This window comes from Nocardia tenerifensis NBRC 101015, from assembly GCF_000308715.1.
Taxonomy (GTDB): Bacteria; Actinomycetota; Actinomycetes; order Mycobacteriales; family Mycobacteriaceae; genus Nocardia; species Nocardia tenerifensis.
In genome coordinates, this window is sequence record NZ_BAGH01000306.1 from 1 (window position 1) to 16189 (window position 16189).

Sequence of the window (16189 nt, forward strand, 5' to 3'; positions counted from 1 at the left end):
CTCGAAACTCACCGCGCGCCAGTAGGTGCTCATGGCCAGCGCGTCGAGCCAATCCTCGCTGGGGCGCAGGCCTTTCACCTGTTCGTCGGCGAGCCGGCAGTAGCGCGCCAGCGCGGGCGGGTCGGTCAGCGGGCCGCGCGCGTGCAGCACGACGAGGGTGATCGCGGCGGCCAGCCTCGTCCGGGTGGACAGCTCGGCGCACGCCTCGATCCGCTCCAGCGTGCGAACGCTCGACCGACGGGCCTGCGCGGTCCGGTCGCGGACCGCGCGTGCGTGCGCCACCCGCGCCGACGCCACCAGGCACGCGGGGTCGTCGGTGGTCAGATATTGCCCGAGCTCGTCGAGGGTTTCGTAGAAACCCAAGGCGGACAGCAGCGTGGTGACCGCCGACTGGGCCGCAGGGGACAACCGCGGAAAGTCGTCGAGCCGATCGCAGAGCAATTGCCACCGTTGCGTACGCAACTCGACCGGAAGAGCGGCCGGCTCGGGCACCGCATAGCGGGGCATGGTGGCGGTGATTCGACTGCGGAACTCGGGCCCCGGGCGGTGCTGAATCGGCAGCTGCTCGCCCCCGCTCGCGACGGCCTCGGCCGCGAACTCCAGCCCGAGCACGTGGCTCGGCGGCTCGTCGGCGACCGGGCCGAGATCGAAATACGGCCGGAGCAGGTCGAATTCGATCGCGGCCGGGGTCGGCGCGGAGTGCGTCCAGCTCGTGCGCAGGAAGGTCTCCATCAGCGTAAGCACCCTTCGGAACGAGCGGACAGGTCGTCGCGCACCAGCTGGCCGCTGTGCAGCACCGAGACCAGGGCGGCCAGGCGCGAGTCGTGACACCAGTCGGACCGCACGACCGGCCCGTGCGCGAGCCGGCCGATCAGCCGCGCGGCCACCGAACTGTGCGGAACCTCGACCGACGGACGACGGTTCTCGGGATCGACCAGCCCGACCGCGGGCACCACGTGGTCGCCGCGGCGGACCAGCGTGTGCGTCACCTGGATGTTGTGGCCCAGGACAAGGCGCTCGGCGGTGACCGTGCACGTCGGGTCGGGATCGGTCGAGAACTCGCTGAGCAGCGGCGCCAACGCGGGCGGCAGGTCGAGCGTGCTCGCCTGCTGGCCGGTGCGGAACAGCGGCACGCTGATCGGGCCGAGCGCCCGCGCCATGGTGCGCGCCTGCGCGTCGGAGATATCGCGCAGATCCCGGCTGCGCCAGAACCGCGAGTCGGTGCCGTTGATCCCGTAGAGCAGCCGCACCATCGTCTGCACCCGCTCGTAGTGCGCGCGCATCCTGCGGTCGTACCACTCGGCCAGCTCCGCCTCGGGCAGACCGTCTTTCAGGAAACTCACGGTGGCCGAGGCCGCCGAGGTGCCGCTGTAGAGCGCGCCGTGCACGCCGGTGGAGAACAACGGGTCGACGAAGAAAGCGGCGTCGCCGATCAGCACGCGGCCGTCTCGCCACAGCGGGTCGGCCACGATGTGGTTGGTGTAGCGCAGCAGCCGCGGCGTCCGCACCGACTGCGCGGGCGCGAGCAGCGACGCGATCAGCTCGCTCGTGCCGATCTGGTCGTCCAGGGTCGCGGCCGGGGGCAGCGTCATGTCCACCGCGTCGCCGACGAAGCCGACGCTGGTGGTGGTCGCGTCCAGCGGTATGAACCAGAGCCAGCCGTCCCGGGACGCCTCGCTGATGACGTTCGGCGCCTGATACCCCGAAACCCGTTCGGCCCCGGTGTAATAGCCCGACACGGCGATGCGGTGCGGGCCGCTCAGCCGTTGCGCCGAGCCGAGGCGGCGCGGGGTGAACTGGAACAGCCCGCTGGCATCGACGACCATCCTGGCCCGATGCTCCACCCGGCCCTGTTCGCCGTCGCTGAGCACGACGCGCAACCCGGCGTCGTCCCCGTGCGGCTGCACCGACCTGGCCCACTGCTGCTGCCACACCGAAGCGCCGGAGCGCGCCGCGTGCGCGAGCAGCAATCGGTCGAACTCGCTGCGGTACACCTGGTACGCGCGGTGCGGCTCGGGGAACTCGAGATCGATGCGCCGGTGCTCGGCGCCCCACACGAACACCGCGCCGGTCTTGCGCAGAAAGCCCGCGGCGTCCAAATCCTCGGTGACGCCTAGGGAATCGAGCAGCGGCATGGACATGGCCAGCAGCGACTCCCCGATGTGGTGCCGGGGAAACTTCTTGCCCTCCAGCACCCGCACCCGCAATCCGGCGCGCGCGGTGATGGTGGCGAAAGCCGCGCCCGCGGGACCGCCACCGATCACGAGGACGTCGACTTCTTCAGTACGCATGAGTGTGTTCTCCGTTTCAGTGGTCATGCGACGGCGGCCAGGGGCCTGCACAGGAGGAGGCGAGCGCCGCCGGCCAGCAGGACGGCGGCGATCGCGGCGAGGGACAGGGTCGGGCCTGCCCACCCGGCGAGGGCGACGAAGACGATCGGGCCGAACGGCGCGAGCCAGGTGACCATCGAGATCAGGGCGGCGAAGACCCGGCCGCGCAGCTCCGGCGCGACCTCGAGCTGGATGTAGGAAGACATCGCGACCTGCGCGGCGCCGGCCGGAATCCCGGTGAGCGCCAACGGGATCAGCCCCACCCACGACGTGGCGCAGGCGGCGAACAGCAGGATTCCGGCGCCCTGGGCGAGGAAGTTCGCCCGCAGCACCGCGCCCCGATGTCGTTGCAGCGCGGTCTTGTTCAGCAGCGTCATGCCGGCGACCCGCCCGACCGCCAGCGCGGCCAGCTGCGCGCCGTACCGCGCGGGGCCGCCGGTGCCGAGCAGCAGCGGGAGGACGAACGGTATCGAGTTGAAGGCGAAGTCCATGAAGGGGAACGTCTGGAAGCACGGTCCGAGCACAGGGTGTTTCATCAGGAATCGGACGCCTGCGCCGACCGCCTCCAGTCGTCCGGCGCCGGGCGCGGGGTCGGACGGCATCGGGGCGCGGACGCGCGCGCCGAAGATCATCAGCGCCGAGAAGCCGAATGTCGCCGCGTCGAGGAACATCAGCACCGCGCCGTCGACGTAGCGCAGGAGCACACCCGCGAGCGCGGGGCCCAGCACGCCGACGACGCTGAGCGCGCCGAGTATCCACGCGTCCATGGCGATGATCCGGGTGCGATCGTTGCCGCCCACTTCGGGCAGCAGCGTCTGGAACGCGGGCATGAAGACCACGCTCACGAAGGCGAGCAGCGTCGCGAGGAACAGGGTGCCGGTCAGCGAGGTCCGTCCGCCGAGGAGCAGCAGGCCGAGCACCGCGACGATCGCGCAGCGGACCAGGTCGGTCCCGATGAGCAGCCGCACCCGGTCGGAGCGGTCGATGAGCACGCCGGCGAACAGTCCGATGGCCGCGGTCGGCAGGGCCAGGGCCACGCCGAGCCCGATGAGGCCCGTCGGTCCCGCTTTCGCGACGGTGAGCGTCAGCGCGACGCGGTAGAAGGCGTCGCCGAGGACCGAGACGACCAGGCCGAGCCAGAGGAAGGCGAACGCCCGATTGCCGAGCACGCCGTTGTCGGAGCGACGGCTCCGCGGTGCGGTATTCCTGATCGAATTCATTCGCGTAGCAATTTCCGTATCGGTGAGGCCTTGCCGCGGCGGGGGCTGGCGGTTGTTACCGCGGCAAGGCTCGTTCACCTAATGAATCAGGCGGACAGGTTATAGGTGTATTCTGCGGCCAGCAGCACACCGAACTCCTCGAGCAATTCGCTCTCGGATGCGGAAAGCTTGAATTCCGGCTCCAAGCTGTCCGCCTTCTTATCGGTTGTGTTCATTATCGACTCCTTTCGTTTGTCGGCGGTAATGAACGATTCAAATAACAGCATGGTGCAAATATGTATGTCAACGATCGGGGGCGATGCATCGAACACGATCGGTAATTCACGCTGTTTACCCATCCGAGGTCCGATGCCGATCGTTCAACCGAATGGCGAGATCGTGCCAGGCCGCCGCGCACTCCCGCGCCGCCATGGCGACCATTTCCAGGCAGTGCGGCGGCATTCCGGCGATGAGGCGTTCTTGCTCGTTCGTCTCGATCGGTTGCGCGTGCAGCATGCGCAGCAGCGCTCTGCCCATCTCGTTGGAGCGCAATGCGGGATCCCGTAGCAAGAGGTGCGCGGCCCGGCCCCTGCCGTCGGACGAGGATTCGCCGTCCCCAGGCCCGGCCGAGGGGTGGCGCGGGCGTCTGGGCGGTACGGCGGCCTCGCCGCGCTGTAGTCGAGCCCGCACGTCCCGGGCGGTGGCGGGGGAAATCTTTGCGGCCCTGGCGATCTCGCGCAGGGACGCGTCCGGGTGCGCGTGCAGATAGCTTTCCGCGCGTCGGCGTCCGTCTGTGCCGTCCAGGGGCCGGGTCTTGCCGTCTCGGCCGAGCCTGCTGTTCAACTGAGGCGCGGCGTCGGTTGATCGATACCGGATGTTCGCCACCGTTCGGGTGGACAGGCCGGTGCAGGCGGCGATGGTCCGGTCCGACCAATCCGGGTGCATGGCGATGATCTCGCCGGCGGCCGCCGACCGATCGGTCGCCGAGAGCGGCAGGCCGTGGGTGGTATTCGCCTTGACGGACAATATGTACGCGTCGTCCGCGTTTCCGTCGAAATACAGTGCTTCGATATGCGTGGCACCCCGCATTCGGGCGACCTCTAATCGATGGAAGCCATCGATCACCCGCATGGTCGACCGATGGACGATGATCGGCGGCAGCGGCTCGTCCAGCTCGGCCATCCGACGGATATGTTGCGGATCTTCCCCGCCCAGCCTCGGTGACCCGACGATCTGCAAGAGTTCGATTGCGATCGAGAAAGGGCCGGACAGGTGATTCCGCTCATCATCGTCCCCACCCGAGTCACCGTCAAGTTCGAGACCCATTTCACCTTCCAGGTTTTCGATTCCGGCGAAGTGTGTGTCGTTCAGTACGCGGCAGCTCCGCACGGGGTTCAACCGATCGTGCGGCTGTCCGGTCGACGAACACGGCGCAACGACGACAGGGCTGTCGTCGTCGGTAGTAATTCGATCTCGCGAATGCGTCGGATGGGCGAGGAGCTATAGTTTGCGGAAACTTGGCTCACGCATTACGGCCGCGACGGCGATAATCGCGATTAGTATTTCGCGCTCGGCGTCGGCGCAAACGGTGAGCACCCTCGTGCACTGGTCGTGTCGCTGGTGATCCGTTACGGCAGGGGCTGGAGTGATCGATGTGATGCCGACCGGTCGCCCCGCTCTGAACAGATCGACGTGGCCTTTCCGGCAACCGCGATCCGGACACTGCCGCGATGCCGGGACCTATCTCTGCCATCGAGTAGCTACCACGATCGGTCCTCGCCGCGGCACCGCCGAACGCGGCGCGCGGGTGATCCGATAACCGGCGACCACCGAACCCCGGTCAAGCGGTCTGCGGCGCGCAAGGGGACTTGACCGCTCGCCCGCGCGCCGAACCACTTGGCCACCAACGCAATACCGCCGGGGCGTGCCGCAGGCTGGGACACGAACCGAGACGGGAGCGGTGTTCCCAAGGTTTGCCACGGGGCTTACGGTGGAGGCATGACCAGCTCGGAGACCCCAACGGCGGGTGTACCCGTATCGTCGACCAGGCTCGAAACAGCGCAATCCGATGCCGCGGTGTGTGTCGAACCGGCCGCCACGTCGGTCGCCGCCGAGGACTCCGGCCACGACCTACTGTCGCTGGCGAACCAACTGTGTTTCGCCCTCTACTCCACCTCGCGTTCGATGACCGCCGCCTACCGGCCGTTCCTGGAGACGATGGAGATCACCTACCCGCAGTACCTGGCCCTGCTCGCGCTGTGGGAGCGGCCGGGGATGACGATGAAGGAACTCGGCGAGCAGCTGCGCCTCGACTACGGCACCGTCTCACCGCTGATCCAGCGGTTGCAGTCGCACGGCTTCGTGGAGAGCGTGCGCAGCGCGCACGACCGCCGCTCGGTCGAGCTGCGCGCGACCGAGGCGGGCGTCGCCCTGCAACACCAGGCCCGGGAGATGATCGAGTCGGTGATGGACTCGGTCGGCTACCCGCTCGACACCCTCATCGCGCTGCGTGATCAGGTCAACGCGCTCGGCGAACGCCTCGACGCCCTGGCGGACGGGCGCAAGGAACGCTGAGTCGGGCAACGCTGAATCAGGCGTCGAGCACCTGGGCCTGACGCCGCACCACGGGCGGCTCGGTGGACCACGGGAAGTTGATCCACCGGTCGGTGTGCCGCCACACGTACTCGCACTTCACCTCCGAGCGCGGCTTCTGATAGATCACCGCACAGCGCACCTCGGCGACGTGGTGTTCGCAGAAGTCGCGCACCAACTTCAGGGTGGCGCCGGTGTCGGCGACGTCGTCGGCGACCAGCACGGTGGCGCCGGCCAGGTCGACCGCCTGGGGCACCGGCGGCAGCATCACCGGCAGGTCCAGGCGCTGGTCGATGCCGGTGTAGAACTCCACGTTCATCACGTGCAGGTTCTTCACGTCCAGCGCGTAGCCGAGCGCGCCCGCCACGAACAGGCCGCCGCGGGCGATCGACAGGATCAGGTCGGGCTCGAACCCGTCGTCCGCGATCGTGGTCGCCAACTCCCGGCTCGCCGATCCGAACAACTCCCAGGTCAGTACTTCCCGATCCGCCATGGATCTCCCTCTCCTCGATGCGACTGCGCACCGAGCATACGAGTAGCCACGATGTGGCCGGCCGCATGATCCCCCTCGCGTCGGCCGCTGAACACAACGAACTCCATGAACGGTGTGGGGCGCGCAGGACTTATTGTCGCCCTATGGCTTTCGCTCGAATCTCGCGCCGGTGGCTACGCACGACGGTCTTCGCCGCGGTCGTAACCGCCGTCGCCGCTTGCTCTTTCGGCTCCGGGGCGGCGGATCCGGGCCCGTGGTGGCATCCGGAGAAGGGGCTCACCTGGCAGTGGCAGCTGCACAACGAGCCCGTCGACACCTCCGTCAACGCCCAGGTCTACGACATCGACCTGTTCGAGAACCCGGCCTCGACCGTGAAAACCCTGCACGACCAGGGACGCAAGGTGATCTGCTACATGTCGGGCGGCTCGTGGGAGCCCTACCGGCCCGACGCCGGGGACTTCCCGGACAGCGTGAAGAGCGGCCCCGTCCCCGAGTGGGAGGACGAGCGCTGGCTCGACATCAAGCAGATCGATGTGCTGAAGCCGCTGATGGCGCGGCGGATGGATCTGTGCAAGCAGAAGGGCTTCGACGGCGTCGAGCCGGACTGGGCCGACCTGCACAACCAGGACACCGCGGACCTGACGATCACCGCCGCCGATCAGCTGGCCTACAACCGCATGCTGGCGGGTCTCGCGCACGACCGCGGGCTGGCCATCGGGCTCAAGAACGATCTCGACCAGGTTTCCACGCTGGCCGGGTTGTTCGACTTCTCGGTCAACGAACAGTGTTTCGAGGATCGCGCCGACCGGGCGTGCGAGAAGCTGACGCCTTTCATCGCGGCGAACAAGCCGGTGTTCCACGCGGAGTACAACCTGAAGCCCGCCGATTTCTGCGCCGACTCCGCTCGCCTCGGGCTGTCGTCCATCCGCAAGAATCGCGCGCTCGACGCGTGGCGCGAAACCTGCTGATCGATTCGGCCGCGACACCCGCTGTCAAATCGCACGCGGCACTGCCGGATTCCGCTACGGTTCGCGCTATCGCGTATTACCTCGAATCCGCTTGGCTGCGTCCAACCGCACCATGACAGGTGCTCGCGGGTACGGCGGCCAAGGGACCGACTCCGTACAGAATGGGGATTGTCATGCGCTTTCGCCCGGCTCGGATCGCGACCCTCACAGTCCTGTTCATCGCGGCGGCCGCCGGCCTGTCCGCCCTGGCCTCCGCCGCGTTCGCCGAGGAATCGTGGACCTATGTGTGTGACGAGATCGAGGAGCCGGGAGGCGTCGGGGCGCAGGGGAGCGGGAATTGTCAGGCGAACGACGGCGCGCCCGAGACCGGTCCGATCGGGCGAAAATTCAAGCTACATCAGCGGGGCGTACAGCCGAAGCCGGAGACCGTCGCCGTCTGCGAGGGAGCGTCCGGCGGCGCGTACGGTGAGGCGTCCGTTCCCGCGCGAGTCGACGGATTCGGTTGCTACGTTTACGAAGTGGGCTGAGCGGGTTTACCGCGAGGCCCATTTCAATTTCCGCAGCGCTTCCATCCCGGCGGCGGAGAGGTCGGGCCACGGCGGCCTGCGGAACACCGTGAGGGTCGCGATCACGGCCGCCGCGAACCCGATGAACTCGCCGAACAACGCCAGGCGATTGACGTCTACCGCGGTCTCCCACGTCACGGCGCCGTCGCGGATGACGAAGATGCCCAGCGGCGACGCCCCGAACGGCCCGCCCCCACCCTCGTGACGGTGATAATGGTGGCGCCGTCGGCCGTCTCGTAAGGCTCGCCGAAAACCTCCCTGCTCCGCGCGCCCTGCTCCACCCGCCACCCACCCCTGCCGATACTCGTCATCTTCCCCACTCTCGCCCCACCTTCCGAGACAGCGACCGAACAACCCCAACCCACCGCCCACCACCGTACCGCTCCGACCCGGCGAGCAGCCCCGAACAGGACACGGCGGTGCGCCGCCCGCCGTGTCCCGTTCGCATCAGGGATGCAGACGGTGAATGTCTCGCGGAAAGAGCGTCGCCTCCCGGACATTGCCGGCCTCGATCACCCGGGCGACCCACCGCTCCAGCCCGATCGCGAACCCCCCGTGCGGCGGCATGCCGTGGCGCATGGCCTCGAGATACGGGGCGTACTCGGCGGGGTCCGCACCGCGGGCGGCCAAGGCCGTCAGATAGTCGGCGTGGTTGTGCAGCCGCTGACCGCCGGTGACCAATTCGAGCCCCCGGAAAAGCAGGTCGAAGGAGTTCGTCCACCGCGCGTCACCCGGCTGCGGATGGGTGTAGAAGGGCCGCTTCACCGCCGGATAACCCTCCACCGCAAGGAAATCCGAGTCGAACCGCTCCTTCGCCCACTTGCCGAGGAAGCGTTCGTGTTCGGGCGCGAGGTCCGGCTCGGTCGGCCTCGCGCCGACCAATTCCAGCGCCTCCTCGAAATGCACCACCGGAATCCGCTCGGGCACAACCGGCAGTTCGACCCCGATGGTTTCTACTGCGGCACCGGCCTTTTCACGGATGGCGTCGACCATGGCGGCGAGTACCGTACGCAGCAGGGCGAGTACGTCGCGATGGTCGTCGACGAACCCGAATTCGACGTCGAGGGAGACGTATTCGGCCAGATGCCGGGCGGTGTCGTGCGGTTCGGCGCGAAAGACCGGGCCGACCTCGTACACCCGCTCGAACACGCCGGTGAGCATCTGCTTGTAGAGCTGCGGCGACTGCGCCAGGTAGGCGGTCTTCCCGAAGTAGTCGAGCGCGAACACGTTCGCGCCGGACTCGGTGGAGCCACCGACGATCTTCGGCGTCGTCACCTCGGTGAACCCGGCCCCGTCGAGGTGGCGGCGGAAGCCGGCCAGCGAGGCGGCCGCGATCTGCCACACGGCCTGGCGCGCGGGGTGCCGCCAGGTGATCGCGGCGTGGTCGAGCGCGGTGGGCAGGCCGACGCCGAGGGCGGGCCGCCACAGCTCCACCGGCGTCGGCTCGGCCGGGGCGCTGAGGGCGTGCACCGTCGGGTCGATGATCTCGACGCCGCCCGGAGCCTTGGCGTTGGCGCTCGCCGTCCCGGTCACCCGGACGACGGTCTCCTCCGGCAGCCGCGAAACCTGTTCGCGGACTTGCGGTTCGGTCACCACGATCTGCGCGAGGCCGGAGCGGTCGCGCAGCACGACGAACGTGACGTTCGCGAGTTGTCTGCGCCGGTGTATCCACCCGGCCACGGTCACCGGTCCGGTCCGCGCGTGGGTCGGCAGCGCCGAACAGAGTGTGCGTGTCATCGGTTTCACCTCCTGGTTGCTGTCCCCGGGAGGTGTGGGCGATCGGGTCCGTCGCGGTGCCACCACACCTTCGCAGCGCGATGCTCGCTGCCTCTACTGGTCGATTTCTCCGTCGGTGACCGGCCGACGCGGCTCGGAGTTCGTCACGCTCGTCATCGCCACACCCCGATCCTATCCGGCGGCGCTCGATGCGCCAGTGAATAACTCGCCCAGGGGTTTACGACGCGGGATGTGTGCCGGTGGAGGAGGAGATGGCGGTGACGAGGCCGGAAGGGGCGAAGGCGATGGTGATTTCGGTGTTCGGGGCGGTCAAGAGGAGTTTGTCGTCGGCGAAGGCGGGGTTCAGGCCGCGTTGGATGGCGTAGCTGTGTATCGCGCGGCGGTGGTCGGGGAGGGCGAGGGTGAAGACGCTGTTGAGGACGTGGGTGGTGCGTAGCAGGTCGGGGGTCGGGGGTTCGAGGTCGGGGTGTTCGAGCAGGACCGCGAGGCGGGTGCCGTGGCCGACGTCGCAGCTGTACCAGGTCCAGCTGCCCGATACGGCCTTCGCGAGTTCGCCCATCAGCCAGGCGGCCCGATTGGGTTCGGCCGGCGATCCGGGTAGCTCCGCGAAGGGGACCTCCGCGGTGCTCAGCGCCGAAATGCCGTGCCGCAGTCCGTAATCGCGCACCGAACGGGCCAGCTCGGTCACCTCGGGCGGATACCAATCATTGTTCGCCCAGCTCCACAGCCAGCTTCGTGGGCCGGGCGCCGCCGTGCCCAGCACGTGAAAACGCTTGCACCGCAACGGGTGATCGCCGAAGAATTCGAACCGCGGCGGTTCGTAACCGACCTGCCACCGATGCTCACCGAGTATTTCCATACAGTGTTCTTGATGTTCGAAAGACATCAGCGCTGCGTCGTCGAGTAATTGTTCCAGCGTCGGTGATTCGTGGTCGAGATAAGCGGTCACGACCTTCGATCCTGTCGCACGGCCGCATGCCGTGCACCCCCACAGAAATAAGGTCCATAAAGTTCGGAAGATCGAAATAGGCCCGCACGGAAATGCCCGCGCGAGGCGACTTGGGCAACTCCCGCGTGACATGGCACGATCGGACGATGACCAGCAGTTCCGCCGATCCGTCGCGCCTGCGCGACCTGGCGCGGCTGCGTCGCGTCCGCGACCGTATCGATCGCGAGTACGCCCAACCGCTCGACGTCGAGGCCCTGGCCCGCGACGCGCACATGTCGGCAGGCCATCTGAGCCGCCAGTTCAAGCTCGCCTACGGCGAGTCGCCGTACAGCTACCTGATGACGCGGCGCATCGAGCGCGCCATGGCCCTGCTGCGCCGCGGCGATCTCACCGTCACCGAGGTCTGCTTCGCGGTCGGCTGCTCCTCGCTGGGCACCTTCAGCACCCGCTTCACCGAACTGGTCGGGGTGCCGCCGAGCACCTACCGCCGCGAGGCGGCCGAGGCCACCGAGGGCATGCCGTCGTGCGTAGCCAAACAGGTCACCAGACCGATCAGGAATCGAGAAGCGCAGGTGACCGGGCCGGAATTAGCCTGATCGCCATGAACCTCAGCATTCAAGCAAGCTTCCTTCCGCAGAACGACCCCGAGGCCGCCATCGCCTTCTACCGCGACATCCTCGGCTTCGAGGTCCGCAAGAACGTCGGGTACAACGGGATGCACTGGATCACGGTCGGCCCGGCCGACCAGCCGGGCACCTCCATCGTGCTGTACCCGCCCGCCGCCAGCCCCGGCCTCACCGACGACGAGCGCCGCACCATCGAGGAGATGATGGCCAAGGGCACCTACGGCAGCATCCTGCTGGCAACCAAGGATGTCGACGGCACCTTCGAGCGGCTGCAGGCCGGCGACGCCGAGGTGGTCCAGGAGCCGACCGACCAGCCCTACGGCGTGCGCGACTGCGCCTTCCGCGATCCCGCGGGCAATATGGTCCGCATCCAGCAGGAGGGCTAGCTCACCGAGCGAAGACGCCGCAGGGTGGACGGATCGAGATCGAGGGCCAGTTCGATCGGCCCGAGTTCGGTCGCGATGCGCGCGAACTCCGTCCCCCAGCGGCTGAGCTCCCCGGCGCGATGCACCAATCCCCAGCTCAGCGTGGGGTTCTCGGTGATGGGCAGGTACACCGCCTCGCCGCGGTCGTAGTACTTGATCCCTTGCCCACAGGCGAAGGCCACCGCGTCGCCCGAGGTGACCGCCCACAGCACCTCCTCGCGCGTCGGCGCCGGGGCGCCCGGTGTCCGCGCGTCCGCGGCCAGTGGCGAGAACGACTCCTCCCAGTACTCGGGGATCGGCAACCCGGACGGCAGGATCGAGTAGTCCGTCAGCTCCGCGAGCGACACCGACGCGCGCCCGGCCAGCTCGTGGGTGTGGCTGACCACCAGCACGATCGGCTCGCTGAACGCCACCGGCCCGGTGCGCAGATCGGGTTCGCGCACCGGCAGCGCGACCAGGGCGAGGTCCACCTCGCCGCTGCGGATCAGCGCGAACGGGTCGTCGATGCGCACCTCCCGCATGCGAAACTCCACGTGCGGGAAGCGATTTCGGAACAGCGCGGTCATCGGCGCGAGGTCCTGCCACATCGGCCCGAGCACGCCGAGGGTCAGCCGGTCCGGGCCGCCGCGGGCGGTGTTCGCCGCCGACTCCACGCCGTCGAGGATGCGGCGGTACCCGGCCTGCAGGTCGTCGCGCAGCTGCTCGCCCAGCGGCGTCAGGGTCACCTTGCGGCTGGTGCGCTCGAAGAGGGCGGCCCCGATGCGCCGCTCCTGCTTGGCGATGGTCTGGCTCACGCGCGGGGTCGAGATGTGCAACCTCTCCGCGGTCCGGCCGAAGTGCAACTCCTCGGCGAGGGTCAGAAAGATCTCGATGTCACGCAACTCCACCTCGTCATAGTCGTCATCGTTAACCCCGGACGCAACCGTCGTTGCTCGATTGCTCATTGTTCGCAGGGTGGCGCGGCGGAAAACTATGAGTCGTAAGGGAAAACGAACTTCGGACGAGAGGCGCGACCCGATGGCAGTCGTACGCACCCACCGCTACACCGTGGTGACCGGCGAGCTCGCACAGCTGCTCGAGCGGCGCAACCTGCTGTTGCGGGGTGTCCGGGAGGCGCACGCGGCGTTCACCGCGGCCACCCTGATCCGCCAGGAGGACGGGTCCTACCTCGACATCTGGCGCTGGGAGTCGGCCGAGGCGATGCGCGCCGCGCTGGCCGACGGGCGTGACTGCCCGCTTGCCACCGCCGCGTTCACCATCGAACACCGCGTCACCGACGGCACCGTGCTCGACGAGCGTTAATCGTCCGACCGAGAAAGAGAGAGTCATCATGGCCTGGAGCAAGCGAAACCGCCAACTGCACCGTCAGCTGTCCATCATCTTCACCACGACGGTCGTCGTCGCCTTCATCGGCGCGGCCCTCGGCCTGACCGAGACCGCGGTCTGGCTGTTCTATCTGCCGCTGCCCCCGCTGTTCCTGCTGATGGGCACCGGGTTGTACATGTTCGCCCAGCCCTATCGCGCGAAGCGCCGCATTACGCGTCCGAACCCCGCCTAAAACGCACTGATCAGGTTAAATGGAGACATCATGAGCACCGCCACCAGTAAAAAGGGCACGAAATCGCCCGCGCTGCCCGCCGCCGACAGCCACGATGTGATCCGCGTGCACGGGGCGCGCGTGAACAATCTGCAGGATGTCAGTATCGCGATCCCCAAGCGCAGGCTGACGGTGTTCACCGGCGTCTCCGGCTCGGGCAAGAGCTCCCTGGTGTTCAGCACGATCGCCGCGGAGTCGCAGCGGCTGATCAACGAGACCTACAGCTCGTTCGTGCAGGGCTTCATGCCGACGCTGGCCCGGCCCGAGGTCGACGTGCTCGAGGGCCTCACCACGGTGATCACCGTCGACCAGCAGCGCATGGGCGCCGACCCGCGCTCCACCGTCGGCACCGCCACCGACGCCAACGCCATGCTGCGCATCCTGTTCAGCCGGCTCGGCACGCCGCATATCGGCTCGCCGCAGGCGTTCTCGTTCAACGTCGCCTCGATCAGCGGCGCGGGCGCGGTCAATATCGAGCGCGCCGGGCGGACCGTGCGCGAGCGGCGCAGCTTCAGCATCATCGGCGGCATGTGCCCGCGCTGCGAGGGGCGCGGGTCGGTCTCCGACATCGACCTCACCCAGCTCTACGACGACTCCAAGTCGCTGAACGAGGGCGCGTTCACCATTCCCGGCTGGAAGTCCGACAGCTTCTGGACCGTGCGGGTCTACGCCGAGTCCGGCTTCGTCGACCCGGACAAGCCGATCCGCAAGTACACCAAGCGCGAGCTCAACGACTTCCTCTACAAGGAGCCGGTCAAGGTCAAGGTCGAGGGCGTCAACCTTACTTACGAGGGGCTGATCCCGAAGATCCAGAAGTCGTTCCTGTCCAAGGACCGCGAGTCGATGCAGCCGCACATCCGGGCGTTCGTCGACCGGGCGGTCACCTTCACCACCTGCCCCGACTGCCACGGCTCCCGGCTCAGCGAGGAGGCGCGCTCGTCGAAGATCAAGGGCAAGAACATCGCCGAGCTCTGCGCGATGGAGATCCGCGATCTCGCCGAGTGGGTTCGGCAGCTGGATGAGCCTTCGGTGCGGCCGCTGCTCGACTCGCTGACCCACACCCTCGACTCGTTCGTGGAGATCGGCCTCGGCTACCTCTCGCTGGAGCGCCCGGCGGGCACGCTGTCGGGCGGTGAAGCCCAGCGCGTCAAGATGATTCGGCATCTGGGCTCGGCGCTCACCGACGTCACCTACGTCTTCGACGAGCCGACCATCGGCCTGCATCCGCACGACATCCAGCGGATGAACGACCTGCTGCTCCAGCTGCGCGACAAGGGCAACACGGTGCTCGTGGTCGAGCACAAGCCGGAGACGATCGCCATCGCCGACCATGTGGTGGATCTCGGCCCCGGGGCCGGATCCGGCGGCGGCACAGTGTGTTTCGAGGGCACCGTGGACGGGCTGCGGGCGAGCGGCACCATCACCGGAAAGCACTTCGACGATCGGGCGGCGCTGAAGGACACGGTGCGTAAACCCAACGGCGCGTTGAAGATTCGCGGCGCGTCGGCGAACAACCTGCGCGACGTCGACGTCGATATCCCGCTCGGCGTGCTGTGCGTGGTGACCGGCGTCGCCGGGTCGGGCAAAAGCTCGCTGGTGCATCGATCCGTGCCCGCCGAGGAGGGGGTCATCGCGGTCGACCAGACACCGATCCGCGGGTCGCGCCGCAGCAACCCGGCGACCTACACCGGCCTGCTCGAGCCGATCCGCAAGGCCTTCGCCAAGGCGAACGGCGTGAAACCCGCGCTGTTCAGCTCCAACTCCGAGGGCGCGTGCCCCAACTGCAACGGCGCGGGCGTCATCTACACCGATCTCGGGATGATGGCAGGCACCGAGAGCACCTGTGAGGTGTGCGAGGGCAAGCGTTTCGACGCGTCGGTGTTGGAGTACCGCCTCGGCGGCCGCGATATCAGCGAGGTGCTGGCCATGCCGGTGACCGAGGCCGCGGAGTTCTTCGGCGCGGGCGAGGCGCGGCTGCCCGCCGCCCACGCGATCCTCGAGCGGCTCGTCGACGTCGGGCTCGGCTACCTCACCATCGGCCAGCCGCTGACCACGCTGTCGGGCGGCGAGCGCCAGCGCCTGAAGCTGGCGACCCACATGGGCGACAAGGGCGGGGTGTACGTGCTCGACGAGCCGACCACCGGCCTGCACCTCGCCGACGTGGCGAACCTGCTCGCCCTGCTCGATCGGCTCGTCGACTCGGGAAAGTCCGTCATCGTCATCGAGCATCATCAGGCCGTGATGGCGCACGCCGACTGGATCATCGACCTCGGCCCCGGCGCGGGCCACGACGGCGGCGAGATCGTCTTCGAGGGCACGCCCGCCGAACTGGTGGCCGCCCGCTCGACGCTCACCGGCGAGCACCTCGCGGACTACGTCGGCGCCACACCGTCCCGGAAGCGCAAGTAGCACAGCGCGAATGCCCGATCTCGCCGAGCGGCGGGATCGGGCACGGCGGATCGATTACGCGCGGTCGAACTCGCCGCCCGCGACCCGGGCGGTGAACTCGTCCCACACCTCGGGGGCGAAGACCAGGGCGGGCCCGGCGGGATTCTTCGAGTCCCGGACACCGACCGCGCCGCCGTCGAGGAAGGCCACCTCCACACAGTCCTTGGAGGCACCGCTGCGACGACTCTTGAACCATTTCGCGCCGGACAGGTCTACGTTCACGGTCATACTCCTTAGTGTTCGGGAAATGACAGAGCGC

Annotated in this window: 19 protein-coding genes; 8 read left to right on the forward strand and 11 right to left on the reverse strand. The window is 68.1% G+C overall.

The genetic code is table 11. The annotated features are described in order from the left end of the window. The 5 genes from ON39_RS24280 to ON39_RS24295 form a co-directional block, all read right to left on the reverse strand. A partial coding sequence (locus tag ON39_RS24280) for a hypothetical protein (protein WP_040737802.1) occupies window positions 1-732 on the reverse strand: 732 nt, incomplete at its 3' end. Beyond that, on the reverse strand, window positions 732-2291 hold the full coding sequence (locus ON39_RS46095; protein WP_157195511.1) for an NAD(P)/FAD-dependent oxidoreductase: 1560 nt from the start codon (window positions 2289-2291) through the stop codon (window positions 732-734). The genes ON39_RS24280 and ON39_RS46095, both read right to left, overlap by 1 nt. Window positions 2292-2314: 23 nt before the next feature. Further along, window positions 2315-3550, reverse strand: a complete 1236-nt coding sequence (locus ON39_RS24290; RefSeq protein ID WP_040737803.1) for an MFS transporter — start codon at window positions 3548-3550, stop codon at window positions 2315-2317. 86 nt (window positions 3551-3636) lie between these two features. After that, the gene (locus ON39_RS50790) at window positions 3637-3765 is read right to left on the reverse strand and encodes a hypothetical protein (protein WP_255219296.1); all 129 of its coding nucleotides are present in this window, start codon (window positions 3763-3765) and stop codon (window positions 3637-3639) included. Between the two features lie 115 nt (window positions 3766-3880). Beyond that, entirely contained in the window at window positions 3881-4711 is an 831-nt protein-coding gene (locus tag ON39_RS24295; protein WP_051186986.1) for a ParB/RepB/Spo0J family partition protein, read from the reverse strand. A gap of 816 nt (window positions 4712-5527) precedes the next feature. On the opposite strand from ON39_RS24295, the gene ON39_RS24300 reads away from it, so the two are divergent. After that, window positions 5528-6103, forward strand: coding sequence for a MarR family winged helix-turn-helix transcriptional regulator (locus tag ON39_RS24300; protein ID WP_083894659.1), 576 nt, complete (start codon window positions 5528-5530; stop codon window positions 6101-6103). Between the two features lie 16 nt (window positions 6104-6119). Here the strand turns inward: ON39_RS24300 and ON39_RS24305 are convergent, their stop codons facing one another. Next, entirely contained in the window at window positions 6120-6614 is a 495-nt protein-coding gene (locus tag ON39_RS24305; protein ID WP_040737805.1) for a phosphoribosyltransferase, read from the reverse strand. A 143-nt stretch (window positions 6615-6757) separates the two neighbouring features. Between ON39_RS24305 and ON39_RS24310 the strand changes: the two genes are divergently transcribed. Both ON39_RS24310 and ON39_RS24315 read left to right on the forward strand, forming a co-directional pair. Then, on the forward strand, window positions 6758-7582 hold the full coding sequence (locus ON39_RS24310) for an endo alpha-1,4 polygalactosaminidase (RefSeq protein WP_040737807.1): 825 nt from the start codon (window positions 6758-6760) through the stop codon (window positions 7580-7582). 173 nt (window positions 7583-7755) lie between these two features. Continuing rightward, the gene (locus ON39_RS24315) at window positions 7756-8109 is read left to right on the forward strand and encodes a hypothetical protein (protein WP_040737809.1); all 354 of its coding nucleotides are present in this window, start codon (window positions 7756-7758) and stop codon (window positions 8107-8109) included. A 6-nt stretch (window positions 8110-8115) separates the two neighbouring features. Here ON39_RS24315 and ON39_RS51295 read toward each other — a convergent pair whose 3' ends face one another. The 3 genes from ON39_RS51295 to ON39_RS24330 form a co-directional block, all read right to left on the reverse strand. Continuing rightward, window positions 8116-8286: a hypothetical protein gene (locus ON39_RS51295; RefSeq protein ID WP_306307552.1), complete on the reverse strand. Its 171-nt coding sequence runs from the start codon at window positions 8284-8286 to the stop codon at window positions 8116-8118. A gap of 309 nt (window positions 8287-8595) precedes the next feature. Further along, entirely contained in the window at window positions 8596-9885 is a 1290-nt protein-coding gene (gene aspS, locus ON39_RS24325) for an aspartate--tRNA(Asn) ligase (protein ID WP_040737821.1), read from the reverse strand. 217 nt (window positions 9886-10102) lie between these two features. After that, the gene (locus ON39_RS24330) at window positions 10103-10834 is read right to left on the reverse strand and encodes a DUF6882 domain-containing protein (protein WP_040737811.1); all 732 of its coding nucleotides are present in this window, start codon (window positions 10832-10834) and stop codon (window positions 10103-10105) included. A 146-nt stretch (window positions 10835-10980) separates the two neighbouring features. On the opposite strand from ON39_RS24330, the gene ON39_RS24335 reads away from it, so the two are divergent. After that, a complete protein-coding gene (locus ON39_RS24335) occupies window positions 10981-11430 on the forward strand; it encodes a helix-turn-helix transcriptional regulator (RefSeq protein ID WP_040737822.1) in 450 nt (149 codons plus the stop codon). 5 nt (window positions 11431-11435) lie between these two features. Further along, complete coding sequence (locus tag ON39_RS24340) at window positions 11436-11846, forward strand: VOC family protein (RefSeq protein WP_040737812.1); 411 nt, start codon at window positions 11436-11438, stop codon at window positions 11844-11846. On the opposite strand, the gene ON39_RS24345 is transcribed toward ON39_RS24340, so the two are convergent. Further along, window positions 11843-12829, reverse strand: coding sequence for a LysR family transcriptional regulator (locus ON39_RS24345; protein WP_083894660.1), 987 nt, complete (start codon window positions 12827-12829; stop codon window positions 11843-11845). The genes ON39_RS24340 and ON39_RS24345 overlap by 4 nt on opposite strands. 73 nt (window positions 12830-12902) lie before the next feature. Between ON39_RS24345 and ON39_RS24350 the strand changes: the two genes are divergently transcribed. The 3 genes from ON39_RS24350 to ON39_RS24360 are packed head-to-tail and all read left to right on the forward strand — an operon-like array spanning window position 12903 to window position 15891. Beyond that, window positions 12903-13187, forward strand: a complete 285-nt coding sequence (locus ON39_RS24350) for a hypothetical protein (RefSeq protein WP_040737813.1) — start codon at window positions 12903-12905, stop codon at window positions 13185-13187. A 28-nt stretch (window positions 13188-13215) separates the two neighbouring features. Then, on the forward strand, window positions 13216-13443 hold the full coding sequence (locus ON39_RS24355; protein ID WP_040737815.1) for a hypothetical protein: 228 nt from the start codon (window positions 13216-13218) through the stop codon (window positions 13441-13443). 30 nt (window positions 13444-13473) lie between these two features. Next, entirely contained in the window at window positions 13474-15891 is a 2418-nt protein-coding gene (locus tag ON39_RS24360) for an ATP-binding cassette domain-containing protein (protein ID WP_040737817.1), read from the forward strand. 54 nt (window positions 15892-15945) lie between these two features. Here the strand turns inward: ON39_RS24360 and ON39_RS24365 are convergent, their stop codons facing one another. After that, on the reverse strand, window positions 15946-16152 hold the full coding sequence (locus ON39_RS24365; protein WP_040737825.1) for a DUF397 domain-containing protein: 207 nt from the start codon (window positions 16150-16152) through the stop codon (window positions 15946-15948). Window positions 16153-16189 lie beyond the last annotated feature (37 nt).

What these genes read in the sequence shown, in the direction of transcription:
- ON39_RS24340 (WP_040737812.1), top strand. Translation starts at nt 11,436, where the DNA reads ATGAACCTCAGCATTCAAGCAAGCTTCCTTCCGCAGAACGACCCCGAG.
- ON39_RS24290 (WP_040737803.1), bottom strand. Translation starts at nt 3,550, where the DNA reads ATGAATTCGATCAGGAATACCGCACCGCGGAGCCGTCGCTCCGACAAC.
- ON39_RS24315 (WP_040737809.1), top strand. Translation starts at nt 7,756, where the DNA reads ATGCGCTTTCGCCCGGCTCGGATCGCGACCCTCACAGTCCTGTTCATC.
- ON39_RS24360 (WP_040737817.1), top strand. Translation starts at nt 13,474, where the DNA reads ATGAGCACCGCCACCAGTAAAAAGGGCACGAAATCGCCCGCGCTGCCC.
- ON39_RS24305 (WP_040737805.1), bottom strand. Translation starts at nt 6,614, where the DNA reads ATGGCGGATCGGGAAGTACTGACCTGGGAGTTGTTCGGATCGGCGAGC.
- ON39_RS24335 (WP_040737822.1), top strand. Translation starts at nt 10,981, where the DNA reads ATGACCAGCAGTTCCGCCGATCCGTCGCGCCTGCGCGACCTGGCGCGG.
- ON39_RS24345 (WP_083894660.1), bottom strand. Translation starts at nt 12,829, where the DNA reads ATGAGCAATCGAGCAACGACGGTTGCGTCCGGGGTTAACGATGACGAC.
- ON39_RS24350 (WP_040737813.1), top strand. Translation starts at nt 12,903, where the DNA reads ATGGCAGTCGTACGCACCCACCGCTACACCGTGGTGACCGGCGAGCTC.
- ON39_RS24310 (WP_040737807.1), top strand. Translation starts at nt 6,758, where the DNA reads ATGGCTTTCGCTCGAATCTCGCGCCGGTGGCTACGCACGACGGTCTTC.
- ON39_RS50790 (WP_255219296.1), bottom strand. Translation starts at nt 3,765, where the DNA reads ATGAACACAACCGATAAGAAGGCGGACAGCTTGGAGCCGGAATTCAAG.
- ON39_RS24355 (WP_040737815.1), top strand. Translation starts at nt 13,216, where the DNA reads ATGGCCTGGAGCAAGCGAAACCGCCAACTGCACCGTCAGCTGTCCATC.
- ON39_RS46095 (WP_157195511.1), bottom strand. Translation starts at nt 2,291, where the DNA reads ATGCGTACTGAAGAAGTCGACGTCCTCGTGATCGGTGGCGGTCCCGCG.
- aspS (WP_040737821.1), bottom strand. Translation starts at nt 9,885, where the DNA reads ATGACACGCACACTCTGTTCGGCGCTGCCGACCCACGCGCGGACCGGA.
- ON39_RS24300 (WP_083894659.1), top strand. Translation starts at nt 5,528, where the DNA reads ATGACCAGCTCGGAGACCCCAACGGCGGGTGTACCCGTATCGTCGACC.
- ON39_RS24295 (WP_051186986.1), bottom strand. Translation starts at nt 4,711, where the DNA reads ATGGCCGAGCTGGACGAGCCGCTGCCGCCGATCATCGTCCATCGGTCG.